Origin of the sequence: Vibrio sp. SCSIO 43132 (assembly GCF_019904195.1) — a bacterium.
In the GTDB taxonomy this organism is placed as follows: Bacteria; Pseudomonadota; Gammaproteobacteria; order Enterobacterales; family Vibrionaceae; genus Vibrio; species Vibrio nigripulchritudo.
The window spans coordinates 3,234,537-3,250,780 of sequence record NZ_CP063199.1; the positions used below are offsets into that span (position 1 = coordinate 3,234,537).

At 45.8% G+C, this 16,244-nt stretch carries 14 protein-coding genes and 2 tRNA genes; 1 reads left to right on the forward strand and 15 read right to left on the reverse strand.

Going from position 1 to position 16,244, the window contains the following annotated elements; all coding sequences use genetic code 11:
* Positions 1 to 73 precede the first annotated feature (73 nt).
* The 14 genes from pnp to rlmE all read right to left on the reverse strand — a co-directional run bounded on the left by pnp (position 74) and on the right by rlmE (position 15,045).
* Complete coding sequence (pnp, locus tag INR79_RS14525; protein WP_004401960.1) at positions 74 to 2,197, reverse strand: polyribonucleotide nucleotidyltransferase; 2,124 nt, start codon at positions 2,195 to 2,197, stop codon at positions 74 to 76.
* A 271-nt stretch (positions 2,198 to 2,468) separates the two neighbouring features.
* The gene (gene rpsO, locus INR79_RS14530; RefSeq protein ID WP_004401958.1) at positions 2,469 to 2,738 is read right to left on the reverse strand and encodes a 30S ribosomal protein S15; all 270 of its coding nucleotides are present in this window, start codon (positions 2,736 to 2,738) and stop codon (positions 2,469 to 2,471) included.
* A gap of 176 nt (positions 2,739 to 2,914) precedes the next feature.
* The gene (truB, locus tag INR79_RS14535; protein WP_022601616.1) at positions 2,915 to 3,859 is read right to left on the reverse strand and encodes a tRNA pseudouridine(55) synthase TruB; all 945 of its coding nucleotides are present in this window, start codon (positions 3,857 to 3,859) and stop codon (positions 2,915 to 2,917) included.
* On the reverse strand, positions 3,859 to 4,254 hold the full coding sequence (gene rbfA, locus INR79_RS14540) for a 30S ribosome-binding factor RbfA (protein ID WP_004401956.1): 396 nt from the start codon (positions 4,252 to 4,254) through the stop codon (positions 3,859 to 3,861). Before rbfA ends, truB begins: the two co-directional genes overlap by 1 nt.
* A gap of 100 nt (positions 4,255 to 4,354) precedes the next feature.
* Positions 4,355 to 7,063: a translation initiation factor IF-2 gene (gene infB / locus INR79_RS14545; RefSeq protein ID WP_004401955.1), complete on the reverse strand. Its 2,709-nt coding sequence runs from the start codon at positions 7,061 to 7,063 to the stop codon at positions 4,355 to 4,357.
* Between the two features lie 21 nt (positions 7,064 to 7,084).
* A complete protein-coding gene (gene nusA / locus INR79_RS14550) occupies positions 7,085 to 8,572 on the reverse strand; it encodes a transcription termination factor NusA (protein ID WP_223094823.1) in 1,488 nt (495 codons plus the stop codon).
* Between the two features lie 18 nt (positions 8,573 to 8,590).
* A complete protein-coding gene (gene rimP, locus INR79_RS14555) occupies positions 8,591 to 9,046 on the reverse strand; it encodes a ribosome maturation factor RimP (protein WP_004401953.1) in 456 nt (151 codons plus the stop codon).
* A 235-nt stretch (positions 9,047 to 9,281) separates the two neighbouring features.
* Positions 9,282 to 9,358: transfer RNA gene (locus INR79_RS14560), tRNA-Met, on the reverse strand.
* 55 nt (positions 9,359 to 9,413) lie between these two features.
* Positions 9,414 to 9,497 (reverse strand) — tRNA-Leu (locus tag INR79_RS14565).
* 9 nt (positions 9,498 to 9,506) lie between these two features.
* Entirely contained in the window at positions 9,507 to 9,851 is a 345-nt protein-coding gene (secG, locus tag INR79_RS14570; RefSeq protein WP_004401952.1) for a preprotein translocase subunit SecG, read from the reverse strand.
* Between the two features lie 271 nt (positions 9,852 to 10,122).
* Positions 10,123 to 11,463 carry a phosphoglucosamine mutase gene (glmM, locus tag INR79_RS14575; protein ID WP_223097025.1) on the reverse strand — a complete coding sequence of 447 codons (1,341 nt, stop codon included), beginning with the start codon at positions 11,461 to 11,463 and terminating at the stop codon, positions 10,123 to 10,125.
* 15 nt (positions 11,464 to 11,478) lie between these two features.
* Positions 11,479 to 12,309 carry a dihydropteroate synthase gene (gene folP / locus INR79_RS14580; protein WP_223094825.1) on the reverse strand — a complete coding sequence of 277 codons (831 nt, stop codon included), beginning with the start codon at positions 12,307 to 12,309 and terminating at the stop codon, positions 11,479 to 11,481.
* A 57-nt stretch (positions 12,310 to 12,366) separates the two neighbouring features.
* On the reverse strand, positions 12,367 to 14,310 hold the full coding sequence (ftsH, locus tag INR79_RS14585) for an ATP-dependent zinc metalloprotease FtsH (RefSeq protein WP_223094827.1): 1,944 nt from the start codon (positions 14,308 to 14,310) through the stop codon (positions 12,367 to 12,369).
* 105 nt (positions 14,311 to 14,415) lie between these two features.
* Positions 14,416 to 15,045 (reverse strand): 23S rRNA (uridine(2552)-2'-O)-methyltransferase RlmE, encoded by a 630-nt coding sequence (gene rlmE / locus INR79_RS14590; protein WP_004401948.1) that lies wholly within the window; start codon positions 15,043 to 15,045, stop codon positions 14,416 to 14,418.
* 124 nt (positions 15,046 to 15,169) lie between these two features.
* On the opposite strand from rlmE, the gene yhbY reads away from it, so the two are divergent.
* A complete protein-coding gene (gene yhbY, locus INR79_RS14595; protein ID WP_004401947.1) occupies positions 15,170 to 15,466 on the forward strand; it encodes a ribosome assembly RNA-binding protein YhbY in 297 nt (98 codons plus the stop codon).
* A gap of 90 nt (positions 15,467 to 15,556) precedes the next feature.
* Here yhbY and greA read toward each other — a convergent pair whose 3' ends face one another.
* Positions 15,557 to 16,030 (reverse strand): transcription elongation factor GreA, encoded by a 474-nt coding sequence (greA, locus tag INR79_RS14600; protein WP_004401946.1) that lies wholly within the window; start codon positions 16,028 to 16,030, stop codon positions 15,557 to 15,559.
* Positions 16,031 to 16,244: the final 214 nt, after the last annotated feature.

Sequence of the window (16,244 nt, forward strand, 5' to 3'; positions counted from 1 at the left end):
TCCCTATAGCAAAAAGGGGAGCCTTAGCTCCCCTTTATAACACGCTTTAATTCAAATGCGTATGCCTGACGCGTTATTCCGCGCTTGGCTCCTCACTTGACGGTGCTTCTTCAGTTTTTTCAACTGCTTCTTTCATACTTAGGCGGATACGGTTTTGGCGATCGATTTCAAGTACCTTAACCTTCACTTCCTGACCTTCAGAAAGGTGATCTGCTACTTTCTCGATACGCTTGTCAGCGATTTGAGAAATGTGTACCAGACCTTCTTTACCACCAAGAACAGCAACGAATGCACCGAAGTCTACGATACGAGTCACTTTACCTGTGTAGATAGTGCCTACTTCAACTTCTGCTGTGATCTCTTCGATTCGACGAATCGCTTCTTTAGCAGCTGTACCTTCAGTTGCAGCAATCTTGATTGTACCGTCGTCTTCGATTTCGATGGTTGTGCCAGTTTCTTCAGTCAGAGCACGGATAACTGCACCACCTTTACCGATAACGTCTTTGATCTTGTCTGCGTTGATCTTCATGGTGTGGATACGAGGAGCAAACTCAGAGATATCTTCGCGAGCACCTGAAATCGCCTGATCCATCACAGATAGGATGTGCTTACGCGCACCTTGTGCTTGGTTAAGCGCGATTTGCATGATTTCTTTAGTGATACCTTCGATCTTGATATCCATTTGTAGCGCAGTGATACCTTCGTTAGTACCTGCTACTTTAAAGTCCATGTCGCCTAGGTGGTCTTCGTCACCTAAGATGTCGGAAAGAACCACGAAGTCGTCGCCTTCTTTCACAAGACCCATTGCAATACCTGCAACAGAAGACTTAATTGGTACACCAGCATCCATAAGTGCCAGAGACGTACCACATACAGAAGCCATTGAAGACGAACCGTTAGATTCCGTGATTTCCGATACAACACGTACTGTGTATGGGAACTCATCAACAGAAGGCATTACCGCAGCGATACCGCGCTTAGCCAGCTTACCGTGACCAATTTCACGACGCTTAGGAGAGCCAACGAAACCTGTTTCACCTACACAGTATGGAGGGAAGTTGTAGTGTAGAAGGAAGTGATCTTTCTTCTCACCAGTCAGTTCATCGATGATTTGAGCATCACGCTGTGTACCAAGAGTCGCCGTTACCAGCGCCTGAGTTTCACCACGGGTAAATAGTGAAGAACCGTGAGTACGTGGAAGTACACCAGTTTGTACGTCTAGTGCACGAACCATGTCTTTCTCACGACCATCGATACGTGGATTACCCGCAATAATGCGGCTACGTACAACATTTTTCTCAAGAGAACCCAGCATGCCGCGGATTTCGCGCTCATCCAGTTCTTCGTCTTGTGCAAGAAGTGCTTCTACCACTTCGTTCTTGATAGTGCCTACTTGCTCGTAGCGCGCCATTTTTTCAGTGATTTGGTACGCTTCTTCGAAACGAGAAACAGCCAGTTCAGCAACGCGAGCTTTAAGCTCTGTGTTTTCTGCAGGCGCTTCCCATTCCCAAGCTGGAGTTGCCACTTCAGCAGCAAACTCTTTAATTGCTGTGATCACAGCTTGCTGTTGATCGTGACCGTAAACAACCGCAGATAGCATTTCTTCTTCTGTCAGGTTGTCTGCTTCAGACTCAACCATTAGTACTGCATTGTCAGTACCCGCAACCACTAGATCAAGCTTAGAGCTTTCCAGTTCTGTGTTGCTTGGGTTTAGCACAAGTTGACCATCAATATGACCAACACGAGCCGCACCGATTGGACCGTTGAACGGGATACCAGAGATAGCAAGTGCAGCAGAAGTACCAATCATAGTTGGGATGTCTGGCTGAACATCAGGGTTTACAGACATAACTGTCGCGATAACCTGAACTTCGTTTTTGAATGCATCTGGGAATAGAGGACGGATAGGACGGTCGATAAGACGAGCTGTCAGCGTTTCGCCTTCAGACGGACGACCTTCACGCTTGAAGAAACCACCTGGGATTTTACCAGCGGCGTAGGTACGCTCTTGGTAGTTTACTGTAAGAGGGAAGAAGTCCTGACCTTCAACCGCTTCTTTTTTACCTACAACAGAAACGAATACCGCTGTATCGTCCATGTTGACCATAACTGCTGCTGTCGCTTGACGTGCGATAGCACCAGTTTCAATAGTTACGGTGTGGTTACCGTATTGAAACGTTTTTACGATTGGATTCACGTAAATTCCTTAGCTTTGAGTTTTTCAAAGTTGTTGTTTTGAATTAAACACAACAGCGCTTTACCAATCGCGACTAATGAAAAGAATTCACCCGAATTGTTTTCATTAGCCGCGACCTTTATGGTCGACATCGGTGACTGTAAAGCTGCTTTGTGCGACTGGCAGAAGCCAAATCCGCAGTAGTATAAACTACTTATTGGAAAATGTCTTAAACACCATTCGGTAGGCACAAAAAAAGGAGCCGAAGCTCCTTTTTTCAAACAAACTGATCTTAGCGACGTAGGCCTAGACGTTTGATTAGGTCTTGGTAACGCTCTAGGTTTTTACCTTTAAGGTAGTCTAGAAGCTTACGACGACGAGAAACCATACGTAGAAGACCGCGACGGCTGTGGTGGTCTTGCTTGTGCGCTTTGAAGTGACCTTGTAGGTGGTTGATAGAAGCAGTCAGTAGAGCTACTTGTACTTCTGGTGAACCAGTGTCGCCTTCAGATTGTGCGTATTCAGCAACGATTGCTGCTTTAGTTTCTGCATTCAGAGACATAATTCTCTCCTAATAAGAGTTAAAGTTAAAACTGTGCCAGCCAATCTCTGATTCAGCCGACACGCGAAGCGCGCATTATACGGGGTGTAATTTGTAAACACAAGCGAACAGAATTAAAACCCTAAAAACAAAACCGAAGCGTAAGGCTTCGGTTTCAATTTAGCAGGGTTTTGACGTTACTCTTCGTCTCTAAAGACCACTAAGCGCTTGGGTGCCACTTTGCCATCGTCGTCGATTTCACCAACGCCAATAAACAATTTTTCATCCCCACTTGTCATGCGAACAGTACCTTCAATCGGTGCGCCAAACACCTGAACAGGCTGACCATGCTGAACCATGTGCGTCAGTTCTGCGTTGAGGTTAACCTCTGGTAAGCTTTCAACAGCGGTATCCATTGGCAACAACAACACATCAAGTAACTCTTTTGGTGGCAAACCTTGATCGTTGGCATGCTCAAGAAGCTCGTTCAGTTGCTCCAGCGTTACCATGCGCTCATAAGGGTAATTGGCAACACCAGTTCGACGCAGATATGTTACGTGTGCTCCGCAACCGAGCATCTCACCCAGGTCATCGGTAATCGTTCGAATGTACGTCCCTTTAGAACAGTGGATTTCCATTTCGACTTCATCGCCTTCAAATCGAAGCAGCTCAATAGAGTAGACTGTGATTTTCCGAGACTCACGAGGTACTTCAATACCTTCACGAGCGTACTCGTATAGCGGGCGACCTTGGTATTTCAACGCCGAGAACATCGAAGGAATTTGGTCCGTCGTGCCTTTGAATTTCTCAATGCATTCAAGAAGCTGTTCTTCGGTGACATTCACATCGCGAGTTTCAACAACTTCGCCATCTGAATCCGAAGTATTGGTACGCTCACCCAGTTTGGCGATCACCACATACCGTTTATCTGAATCCAAAAGGAATTGAGAGAACTTGGTCGCCTCGCCCAGACAAATCGGCAACATGCCTGTTGCTAGCGGATCTAAAGCCCCTGTGTGCCCAGCCTTTTCAGCGAAATAGATACGCTTTACTTTTTGCAGCGCATCATTCGATGAAATGCCCGTCGGCTTATCGAGAAGAACGACGCCGTTAACCGGACGTCCTTTACGACGACGTCCCATTATTCTTCGTCTCCACGACCTGCATCTTCTTTCTTCTGCTTGTCTTTGCTAACCACTTCACTCACAAGGTTGGACATGCGCATACCTTCAACCAGCGTGTTGTCGTAAGTAAAACGAACTTCTGGAGTCAGGCGAAGACGAATACGCTTACCTAGCATCATACGAATTTGAACTTCGTGTTCTTTCAACGCTGCAAGGCTGCTTTCTGGGGTTTGCTCTCCCACACATAGGAAAGTCACAAATACTTTTGCGTAAGCCAGATCACGAGACACTTCAACATCGGATATGGTCACCATACCAATGCGTGAATCACGAACTTCGCGTTGCAGAATGAGCGCCAGTTCTTTTTGTAGTTGCTGCGACACGCGCTGCGTGCGGCTAAATTCTTTTGACATTTCTTTTCTCACTATAGAAAGAATGGGGGGCAAAGGCCCCCCATGGTGTATTCAACAACCTTTGCAATCTATCAGATTGATATCATTGCAACTTTGTCAATTAGTCTAGAGTACGTTTAACTTCAACGATTTCGAATACTTCGATTTGGTCGCCTACGCGAACGTCGTTGTAGTTCTTAACGCCGATACCACACTCGTAGCCGTTCTTAACTTCTTGAACGTCATCTTTGAAGCGGCGTAGAGATTCTAGCTCACCTTCGTAGATTACTACGTTGTCGCGTAGTACGCGGATTGGGTTGTTACGCTTGATAAGACCTTCAGTAACCATACAACCAGCGATTGCACCCAGTTTCGGCGACTTAAACACGTCACGTACTTCAGCAAGACCAATGATCTCTTGCTTGAATTCTGGAGCAAGCATACCGCCCATTGCTTGTTTCACTTCGTCAATCAATTGGTAAATGATTGAGTAGTAACGAAGGTCTAGGTTTTCAGTTTCAACAGTACGACGAGCAGAAGCATCAGCACGTACGTTAAAGCCTAGGATGATAGCGTTAGAAGCCGCTGCAAGTACTGCGTCAGTTTCTGTTATACCACCAACACCAGAACCTACGATGTTCACTTTCACTTCGTCAGTAGAAAGTTTACGTAGAGAATCTGCGATAGCTTCTACAGAGCCCTGTACGTCAGCTTTAAGAACAACGTTAAGCTCAGCCACTTCACCCGCAGACATGTTCGCAAACATGTTCTCCAGCTTCGCTTTCTGTTGACGAGCCAGTTTAACTTCACGGAATTTACCTTGACGGTAGTTCGCTACTTCACGTGCTTTACGCTCATCACGTACAACTGTTGCTTCGTCACCTGATGCAGGAACACCAGACAGACCCAAGATTTCTACTGGGATAGAAGGACCAGCCGTTGAGATTTCTTGACCATTCTCATCGCGCATTGCACGAACACGACCGTATTCCTGACCACAAAGTACGATGTCGCCTTTGTTTAGCGTACCAGACTGAACAAGTACAGTTGCAACAGGACCACGACCTTTATCCAGACGAGATTCTACAACTACGCCAGACGCCATGCCTTCTTCAACCGCTGTCAGTTCAAGAACTTCAGATTGCAGAAGAATGGTTTCTAGAAGACCTTCGATGTTAGTACCCTGTTTCGCAGAGATGTGAACGAACATGTTCTCACCGCCCCACTCTTCTGGGATAACGTCGTACTGTGCCAGCTCATTTTTCACGTTGTCTGGGTTTGCGTCTTCTTTATCGATCTTGTTCACAGCAACAATCAGAGGTACTTCCGCCGCTTTCGCGTGCTGAATCGCTTCGATAGTCTGTGGCATTACGCCATCGTCTGCCGCTACAACAAGAACAACAATATCTGTCGCTTGAGCACCACGAGCACGCATTGCGGTAAACGCGGCGTGTCCAGGAGTATCAAGGAAAGTGATCATGCCGTTTTCAGTTTCAACGTGGTATGCACCGATGTGCTGGGTAATACCGCCCGCTTCACCTGAAGCAACGTGTGCTTTACGGATGTAGTCAAGTGTCGAAGTTTTACCGTGGTCAACGTGACCCATGATAGTAACAACTGGAGCACGAGGAACCGCTTCAGCGTTATTGTCACGATCAGACAGTACTGCTTCTTCCAATTCGTTTTCTTTACGCAGGATAACTTTGTGACCCATTTCTTCTGCAACTAGCTGTGCAGTTTCTTGGTCGATTACCTGGTTGATGGTTGCCATTGCCCCCATCTTCATCATCACTTTGATAACTTCAGTTGCTTTCACTGACATCTTGCTCGCCAGTTCAGAAACAACAATTGTCTCACCGATGACAACGTCAGATTTAGCAACAGAAGCACTCTTATCGAAGCCATGCTGCATGGAAGTTGGCTTAGCCAGTTTACCTTTCTTACCGCCGCGACCACCACGTTGGTTGCGATTGCCACCATTGCGGTTATTGCCACGATCATCGTTGTTAGTAGAAGCTTTCTTCTTACGACGACGAGGAGCTTTCTCTTCGCTTTGGTCAGCTGCATCTTCAGCTTCACGAGCAAATGTAGAAGTAGTAACGTGGTAGTCACCCTCTTCCATTGATTTCTCTTTCTTTTCAGCTTCTGACCAACGAGCTGCATTCTCTTCAGCTAGCTTACGGGCTTCTTCAACCAGTTTAGCCGCTTCAGCTTCTGCTTTACGCTGTGCTTCTTGTTCCTGACGGCGTTTTAGCTCATCAGCTTCTTGTTTTGCCTGCGAACTTAATTCCGCACTCTTTGTGTTCATTTCTTTCTTAGCCTTATCAGCTTGTACGCGCTTGGCTTTTTCTTCCGCTTCACGTTTAGCTGCTTCCTCAGCTTCTCGTTTGGCTTTCTCTTCAGCTTCGCGTTGTGCTTTCTCTGCAGCTTCACGTTTAGCTAGCTCTTCCGCTTCACGCTTCGCTAGCTCTTCAGCTTCACGTTTTGCTGCTTCCTCAGCTTCTCGCTTAGCTTCTTCGTCGATTGCACTGCGTTTTACGTACGTGCGCTTCTTACGCACCTCTACTTGAACATTTTTACTCTTACCGCCGCCCGCATTCACACTTAAAGTGCTGCGAGTCTTACGCTGGAGAGTCAAGCGCGTAGGCTCGGATTCCCCTGAGGTATCACCATGCTCTTTTTTCAAATGAGTGAGAAGCTTTTGCTTCTCATCGTCAGATACGGTATCTGTGCCCGCTTTTTTCATCCCAGCATCAGCAAGTTGCTCAATCAAGCGGTCAACTGGCGTACCAATCTCATCACTCAGTGCTTTAACCGTTAATTCTGTCATGCCACTTCCTCCTTGCTGAAATTATTCTTCGTCGCCAAACCAACAGATGTTACGTGCAGCCATGATTAGCTCACCAGCACGCTCTTCTGTTAAACCTTCAATGCCTTCTAGTTCGTCAGTACCTTGGTCAGCGAGGTCTTCTAGTGTAACTACACCTTTAGCTGCGAATTTGAACGCCATTTCGCGTTCCAGACCTTCAAGCGCTAGCAGATCTTCTGCTGGCTCTAGGCCGTCAAATGATTCTTCTTGTGCCAATGCAATGGTCGTCAATGCATCTTTCGCACGCTGACGAAGTTCTTCTACGATTTCTTCGTTCAGACCGTCAACTTCAAGCAGTTCGTTAACTGGAACATACGCCACTTCTTCAAGAGTTGAGAAACCTTCTTCAACCAGAAGCTCTGCAAAGTCCTGCTCGATGTCTAGGTACTTCATGAAGTTTTCGATAGCCGCACCCGATTCTTCCTGATGCTTCTTCTCTAGATCTGCAACCGTCATTACGTTCAGTTCCCAACCTGTTAGTTGAGAAGCCAGACGTACGTTTTGACCATTACGACCGATAGCTTGAGCAAGGTTATCGGCTTCAACCGCGATGTCCATGGCATGAGCATCTTCATCAACAATGATGGAAGCCACATCAGCAGGAGCCATTGCGTTGATAACGAATTGAGCTGGGTTGTCGTCCCACAGTACGATATCGATTCGCTCACCACCCAGTTCGCCAGATACAGCCTGAACACGTGCACCACGCATACCAACACAAGCACCAACAGGGTCGATACGTTTGTCATTAGTTTTCACTGCGATTTTCGCACGAGAACCAGGGTCGCGCGCAGCGCCTTTTAGCTCAATTAACTCTTCTGCAATTTCTGGCACTTCTACTCGGAATAACTCAGACAGCATTTCTGGCTTAGAACGAGTAACAAACAATTGGAAACCACGAGCTTCCGGCGCCACTTTGTAAAGAAGACCACGTACACGGTCACCTGGGCGGAAGTTTTCACGAGGAAGTTGGTCATCACGCAGAATCACAGCTTCAGCGTTATTACCTAGATCCAATACGACAGTGTCGCGGTTCACTTTTTTAACCGCACCAGTAATTAGATCGCCTTCGTTGTCAATGAATTGCTCAACGATTTGCGCACGCTCAGCTTCACGTACTTTCTGTACGATAACTTGCTTAGCGGTTTGTGTAGTGATTCGGTCAAAAGTAACGGATTCGATATCATCTTCGATAAAGCCGCCCAATTCGATTTCTTCATCATCGTATTGTGCAGCTTCTAGTGAAATTTCTTTTGTTGGGCTTTCTACTTCTTCTACAACCAACCAGCGGCGGTAAGTGTCGAAATCACCTGTTTTGCGATCGATCGCAACACGAACATCGATTTCGATTTCGTATTTCTTTTTAGTAGCTGTGGCTAACGCGATTTCCAGCGCTTCAAAAATACGCTCACGAGGAACCGCCTTTTCGTTAGAAACAGCTTCTACTACCGCTAAAATTTCTCTGTTCATTCTCTAGCCTCTTAAGACTTAAAACTTAGGGATCAGGTTAGCTTTGGAAATGTTGCTTAGAGCAAACTCTTCTTTCGCGCCATCCACTGTGATTGTGATCGTTTCGCCTTCTACGCCCTCAATCACACCCTTCCATTTACGACGGTTGCCCATAGCCATTTTCAAGACAAGGCTGACCTCGTGACCAATAAACTGTTGATAGTGTTCTGCTTTAAACAGTGGTCGCTCTAATCCAGGCGAAGATACTTCTAGGTTGTAGGCAACAGAGATTGGATCTTCAACATCCAATACCGCACTTACCTGATGACTTACTTCTGCACAGTCATCGACATTGATGCCATTCTCGTGATCGATGTAAATACGCAATGTTGAATGCTCACCTGCACGGATGAACTCCAATCCAACTAACTCATAACCAGAAGCAGCCACCGGCGCATCTAGCATTTCAGTTAGTTGTCTTTCTAAACCCGTCATGATCTCACCTTTAGATAACCACTCTAGAAACAAAAAAAGGGCTAATAGCCCTATCAAATAGCCCGAACATTACTCATATTTTGCACAACACAAAATACAAATAACAAAAAACCCCGATTAGTCGGGGTTTTTGTTGCTGGACCCTGATATAACTGAACATTATTTTGTTCAGCTTGCGGTTAGGTTATACCGCACAAACTTGCAATCCAAATTCACTACCTATTCATGTGAAATTTGGTTGCGGGGGCCGGATTTGAACCGACGACCTTCGGGTTATGAGCCCGACGAGCTACCAAGCTGCTCCACCCCGCGTCCGACTGCTGAGCATTATACGCCCAAGGCAGTATTTTACAAGTTTGTAGAATCATGGTGCCGAGAGAGGGACTCGAACCCTCACACCTAAGGCACTAGCACCTCATGCTAGCGTGTCTACCAATTTCACCATCTCGGCATAAATTCTTTATTGAGGAATTTCGTCGCCGTTTCCAGCAGGAATTTCACTCGTTACATCAGCCGGTTGCTCAATAGTTGATGCAGCCTGGCTTGGGTTCGCTAGAATGCTTTCTGTTTCGCCGCTGTTTGTAGACATACGACCAAGAACCAAGCTAACGATAAAAAATACGATTGCAAAAATTGCAGTTGTTCGGGTTAGGAAATTTCCTGAGCCACTCGCGCCAAACACTGTGTTTGAAGCACCAGCTCCGAACGAAGCTCCCATATCTGCGCCTTTACCTTGTTGAATCAACACTAGGCCAATAACACCAATCGCTGCCAACAGGTAAATCACAAGTAGAACTGTAAACATTCTTCCACCTATGTTCCAAATTGTTGAGCCAGCGCCGTCGTACTGAACCGGGTTACAGAGACAAGGCTAGCGCACCTCCCTTTCGAAGGCGGAGCAATACTATCGAATGCCTATTACGCTGACAAGTAAAAATTCACTAAATTGTAAAGCTTAGGGGTTAAGTGGTCAAAATATTAGCAAAGCGCTAAAAAAAGCACCTTTCAATACATTTATACAAATAACCCACTATATAGAAAGCAAAGCAATGCGCTTTACTCCCCCGTTATCATACTCAGCAGTTTGCTTTTACCGCCTCGGCTATATCAAGCGCAGATTGCTGCACCAATTCAGCATCTTCACCCTCAACCATTACTCGTAGTAGAGGTTCAGTACCTGATTTTCTTAAAAGTACTCGACCTTTTTCGCCAAGTTTGCCTTCAACAACTTTGACTGCATCCTTTACTGCCTGAGCGTCGAGTGGGTTAGAGTCGCCACTAAATCGAACATTCTCAAGCACCTGTGGATAGAGTGTCATTCCTTGAGAAAGCTCGTTCAGCGACATCTCACTACCAACAACCGAAGCCAGAACCTGAAGAGCAGCAACAATGGCATCACCAGTGGTTACTTTATCCAGTAGGATGACATGACCAGAGTTTTCAGCGCCGATCTTCCAGCCTTTTTCAAGCAGTTGTTCCATTACGTAACGGTCGCCAACCGCTGCACGCACAAATGGGATACCTAATTGCTTTAGCCCATTCTCCATGCCTAGATTGGTCATCAGAGTACCGACTACACCACCTTTCAGTTCACCGCGACGCAGAGCATCTCGAGCAATGATGTAGGCAATTTGGTCACCATCAACTTTGTTACCAAGCTCGTCAACCATGATGATGCGGTCACCGTCGCCATCAAAGGCCAAGCCTAGGTTTGCCTGCTCTTCTACAACGCGCTTTTGCAGCGCTCGAACATCAGTCGCACCAACTTCGTCGTTGATGTTTGTACCATTTGGTTCCACACCCATAGCGATAACGTCAGCACCCAACTCTTTAAATACGCTAGGAGCAATGTGGTATGTTGCGCCGTGGGCACAATCGACAACGATCTTCATTCCAGCAAGGCTTAGATCATTAGGAAAAGTGCTCTTACAGAATTCGATATAGCGACCCGCTGCATCGTTAAGTCGAGATGCTTTACCAAGCTGTGCAGACTCTACACACTCGATGTCCTTATCAAGTTCGGCTTCGATAGCAAGTTCAATATCGTCAGGAAGCTTTGTGCCCTCTGAAGAGAAGAACTTAATGCCGTTGTCATAGTAAGGGTTATGCGATGCTGAAATCACAATGCCCGCTTCTGCACGAAAAGTTTGCGTAAGATATGCGACGGCAGGTGTGGGCATTGGTCCAGTAAAGGTAGCCTTCAAGCCAGCAGCAGCCAAGCCTGCCTCAAGAGCTGATTCAAGCATATACCCAGAGATACGGGTGTCTTTACCAATAATGACTTTCTTTGTACCTTGTTTAGCAAGTACACGTCCAGCAGCCCAGCCAAGCTTTAACACAAAATCGGGAGTAATAGGGTACTGTCCTACTTTTCCACGTACACCATCGGTACCAAAATAACGTCTCTTAGACATAATGTTTCCTAGTAATTGTTATTGATTTTCGCAAATTGTATTAATAATTTTCATGGCTTCAACAGTTTCAGGCACATCATGCACACGAATGATCTGCGCTCCTTTTAAAGCCGCAATACTGGCGCAGGTCACGCTGCCGACAACACATTCAGCGGGTTGCTTCTCCAGCAGTTTAAAAATCATCGATTTACGGGACATTCCGGCAAGTAGTGGTATGCCAAACCGGTGGAATTTTTCCAAATTCGCCAGCAAATGATAATTGTGCGCTAAGGTTTTGCCAAAACCAAAGCCAGGATCGAGAATCAGTTGTTCTTTTTTAATTCCGGCTTTTTCACAAGCGGTAACACGCTCATTCAGAAATTCGCCAACCTCAAGCAAAACGTCTTGATATTTAGGGTTGCTTTGCATGGTTCTTGGCTGACCTTGCATATGCATCAGACATACAGGAACACCCGCACCTGCGGCAACTTCAATGGCACCCGGCTCTTGTAGAGCTCGAACATCATTGATGATATCTGCCCCAGCATCGACTGCCTGTTTCATCACCTCAGCTTTACTGGTATCAATTGAAATCCATACGTCTGATTCGGCACGCAATGCAGTTATGACAGGGATGACTCGGTTGAGCTCTTCTTGCAGTGATACTTCCGGAGCCCCCGGTCGTGTTGATTCACCACCGATATCAATGATACTGGCACCAGCCTGAATCATTGAACGCGCTTGCTCTAAAGCATGGTCAATGCGATTGAACTTTCCACCATCAGAGAATGAATCAGGTGTAACGTTGAGGATCCCCATGACCTGAGGAGTAGATAGGCTAAGTGTTTTATTATTTGAATGTAAAAACATGATGCTGCTAGAAATAGAAAAACCCCGAGTTGCCTCGGGGTTTGGATTTAACTGATTTTATTCAACGTTTTTGTCTGCACCATCATCAGAAGATACTGACGGCTTATCGTCTGAATCTTTCTCTTCTGCTTTTGGTTGTGCATTTTTTGCGTTGTTTGATTCTTCTTGAGCACGAGTCTGATCGCCCCAGCCTGCTGGCTCACGAACGTCTTCTTTACGCTCCATCAGATCATCAATTTGACCCGCATCGATGGTTTCATATTTCATCAACGCATCTTTCATCGAGTGCATGATATCCATGTTTGCTTCTAGGATTTCTCTTGCACGATCGTAGTTGCGGTCAATGATGCTGCGAACTTCGTCATCAATCAGCTTTGCTGTATCGTCAGAAACATGCTTGGTTTGCGTTACACTACGACCAAGGAACACCTCGCCTTCGTCTTCTGCATAAAGAAGAGGACCAAGTTTTTCAGAGAAGCCCCACTGGGTCACCATCTTACGAGCAATATCTGTTGCACGTTCGATATCATTTGATGCCCCCGTAGATACATGCTCTGAACCATAGATAAGCTCTTCAGCCAGACGACCACCGTAAAGACTGGAGATCATTGACTCAAGATGCTGGCGAGACATACTCACACGATCGTTTTCAGGCAGGTACATCGTCACACCCAACGCACGACCACGTGGAATAATAGATACCTTGTAAACAGGATCATGCTCTGGAACCAAGCGACCAACGATAGCGTGCCCCGCTTCGTGGTATGCTGTTGATTCTTTGATATCTTCCGACATCACCATAGAACGGCGCTCTGCACCCATCATGATTTTGTCTTTCGCCAGTTCAAACTCAACCATGGAAACGTTGCGCTTGTTACCACGAGCAGCAAACAGAGCCGCTTCGTTCACAAGGTTTGCCAGGTCGGCACCAGAGAAACCTGGTGTACCACGAGCAATCAAAGATGGCTCAACGTCACCAGCAAGCGGTACTTTACGCATGTGAACTTTAAGAATTTGTTCACGACCACGAACATCCGGAAGACCAACAACGACCTGACGGTCAAAACGACCAGGACGAAGAAGCGCTGGGTCTAGTACGTCTGGGCGGTTAGTCGCAGCGATAACGATGATACCTTCGTTACCTTCGAAGCCATCCATTTCAACCAGCATTTGGTTAAGAGTCTGCTCACGCTCATCGTGACCACCACCTACACCAGCACCACGCTGACGACCTACTGCATCAATTTCATCAATGAAGATAATACAAGGTGCGGCTTTTTTCGCTTGTTCGAACATGTCACGTACACGAGATGCACCAACACCCACGAACATTTCTACGAAGTCAGAACCTGAAATAGTAAAGAACGGTACTTTTGCTTCACCAGCAATCGCTTTAGCAAGCAACGTTTTACCAGTACCAGGTGGACCCACCATCAATACGCCAGTTGGAATTTTACCACCCAGCTTTTGGAATCGACTTGGATCGCGAAGGTAATCTACCAGCTCTTTAACGTCTTCTTTAGCTTCGTCACAACCTGCAACGTCAGCAAATGTCGTCTTGATTTGCTCTTCGCTCATCATACGAGCTTTACTCTTACCGAAAGACATGGCGCCTTTACCGCCACCGCCTTGCATTTGACGCATGAAGAAAATCCATACACCAATCAGTAAGATCATTGGGAACCAGGAAATGAAGATGGTGCCAAGCAGGCTTTGTTCTTCAGGTGGTGTACCAACAACTTTAACGTTTTTGTTGATCAGATCATCAAGTAGCTTGCTGTCATACACAGGCATGTATGTTACATAACGAGTGTTGTCACGACGGTAATACGTGATTTCTCTGTCTTTAAATTGAGCTTCTCGAATCTGGCCTTGGCCAACTTCCTGTACAAATGTGGTGTAATCCACTGTTCTGCCGCTGTTTTCTCCCGGTCCAAAACTCTGGAATACCGACATCAAGACTACGGCGATTACTAGCCACAAAATTAAATTTTTTGCCATGTCACTCAAGGTGTCAGCCTCTCGATAACTAATTGTAATTAAAGGTAGGGTACTACAGTTTATACGCTGTAGCTATAGTGTTAAATTGCTCTTTGTAAACGTAAGCTAGCCTTTGTAACCAGTCGCTACAATATAGACTTCCCGAGAACGTGCTCTGGAAGAGTCTGGCTTTCTTATTTTTACGGTCTTAAACATGTCTCGTACATCTTTAACGTATTGATCAAAGCCTTCGCCCTGGAATACCTTAACCACGAAACTACCATTTGGAGCTAGAACTTGTCGACACATATCCAATGCCAGTTCAACCAGATACATCGCTCTTGGCTGGTCAACGGACTGGTTGCCGGCCATGTTTGGTGCCATATCTGACATCACTACATCGACCATATCTGGCTGAATTCGTTCTAGAAGTGCTTCAAGTACTGCATCTTCTCGAAAATCACCTTGCAGAAACGCCACTCCCGCGATCGAATCCATAGGTAAAATGTCACAAGCGATGACTTGTCCTTCTTCTCCTACGAATTTCGCAGCGTATTGAGACCAACCACCAGGTGCAGCGCCAAGGTCTACTACGGTCATTCCAGGTTTCAGTAACTTATCTTTTTCTTGAATCTCTTCAATTTTGAAGATAGCACGTGAACGGTAGCCTTTCTTCTTTGCTTCATTGACATATTTATCATCGAAGTGCTCTTTCAACCAGCGACCAGAGCTGGCTGAGTGTTTCTGTTTACTCATTCGATTCCTAATTGCTTGAATGACCTTCTACCAAGTGAAGTATGGTAGAAATTATAGTCTTCTGGGATAGATGGCGTTAAAATGGCGGTTTTCAACCCTTATAGTAAACAAAATTGGGCGCACAATGAACCTAAGCACCAAACAAAAGCAGTATTTGAAAGGCCTGGCTCACAGATTGAAACCTGTGGTACTTATGGGCGCCAATGGATTGACCGAAGCAGTACTGGCTGAAATTGAACTGGCACTGGATCATCACGAACTGATCAAAGTGAAAGTAGCTTCTGAAGACAGAGAAACAAAGAACCTGATTATTGACGCTATCGTACGTGAAACGAAGGCAGAAAAAGTACAAACTATCGGTAAGATGTTGGTTCTTTATCGCCAGTCTGAGGAGCGTAAGATTGAGATTCCTCGTAAGTAAGAACTCTCTCTTAGTCATTTGAAGTACTCGTTTACTTCCATCAAAAAAGGTCGCCAGAGCGACCTTTTTTGATATTAAGATGAATAAGTCTTAAATATACTCAACTTTTTCGATGTCGTAATCTTTGATGCCACCAGGTGTGGTAATGGTAACTTCATCGCCTTCCATCTTACCAATTAGACCACGAGCAATAGGTGAGCTTACTGAAATTTTGCCCGCTTTAATGTCGGCCTCGTCATCACCTACAATTTGGTACGTGCTCTCTTGGTCAGTATCCACGTCTATCAAGGTGACTGTAGTACCAAAAATTACTTTGCCCGTATTTTCCATTTTGGTTACATCGATAACCTGAGCAACAGAAAGCTTGTATTCAATATCACGAATCTGCGCTTCACAAATACCCTGCTCTTCACGAGCGGCATGGTATTCTGCGTTTTCTTTTAAATCACCAAGCTCACGAGCTTCTGCAATCGCTTCAGAAATCAATGGACGACGCTTCATCAACGTTTCCAATTCTTCACGTAACTTCTGCTCGCCTTGAGCAGTCATTGGAACTTTTTCCATTTTATACCTCTACAGATAACTGGCTGATTCATTTCACCAGCATCCTCAGACAACAAAACCCCACTCCTGCTCAGCAAGTGAGTTGGAGGCGGGGCAAATTGGTTCACATTTCAATTTAGTGTAATCAAACTTTTTCACGAGGTCACGTCTTTCAAAAGTTGGGAGTCACAATTCCTAGAATTGCCCGATTAAATCCATTGAATTCAATCACCAA

What these genes read in the sequence shown, in the direction of transcription:
- rpsO (WP_004401958.1), bottom strand. Translation starts at nt 2,738, where the DNA reads ATGTCTCTGAATGCAGAAACTAAAGCAGCAATCGTTGCTGAATACGCA.
- truB (WP_022601616.1), bottom strand. Translation starts at nt 3,859, where the DNA reads ATGGGACGTCGTCGTAAAGGACGTCCGGTTAACGGCGTCGTTCTTCTC.
- rbfA (WP_004401956.1), bottom strand. Translation starts at nt 4,254, where the DNA reads ATGTCAAAAGAATTTAGCCGCACGCAGCGCGTGTCGCAGCAACTACAA.
- infB (WP_004401955.1), bottom strand. Translation starts at nt 7,063, where the DNA reads ATGACAGAATTAACGGTTAAAGCACTGAGTGATGAGATTGGTACGCCA.
- nusA (WP_223094823.1), bottom strand. Translation starts at nt 8,572, where the DNA reads ATGAACAGAGAAATTTTAGCGGTAGTAGAAGCTGTTTCTAACGAAAAG.
- rimP (WP_004401953.1), bottom strand. Translation starts at nt 9,046, where the DNA reads ATGACGGGTTTAGAAAGACAACTAACTGAAATGCTAGATGCGCCGGTG.
- secG (WP_004401952.1), bottom strand. Translation starts at nt 9,851, where the DNA reads ATGTTTACAGTTCTACTTGTGATTTACCTGTTGGCAGCGATTGGTGTT.
- folP (WP_223094825.1), bottom strand. Translation starts at nt 12,309, where the DNA reads ATGTTTTTACATTCAAATAATAAAACACTTAGCCTATCTACTCCTCAG.
- ftsH (WP_223094827.1), bottom strand. Translation starts at nt 14,310, where the DNA reads ATGGCAAAAAATTTAATTTTGTGGCTAGTAATCGCCGTAGTCTTGATG.
- rlmE (WP_004401948.1), bottom strand. Translation starts at nt 15,045, where the DNA reads ATGAGTAAACAGAAACACTCAGCCAGCTCTGGTCGCTGGTTGAAAGAG.
- yhbY (WP_004401947.1), top strand. Translation starts at nt 15,170, where the DNA reads ATGAACCTAAGCACCAAACAAAAGCAGTATTTGAAAGGCCTGGCTCAC.
- greA (WP_004401946.1), bottom strand. Translation starts at nt 16,030, where the DNA reads ATGGAAAAAGTTCCAATGACTGCTCAAGGCGAGCAGAAGTTACGTGAA.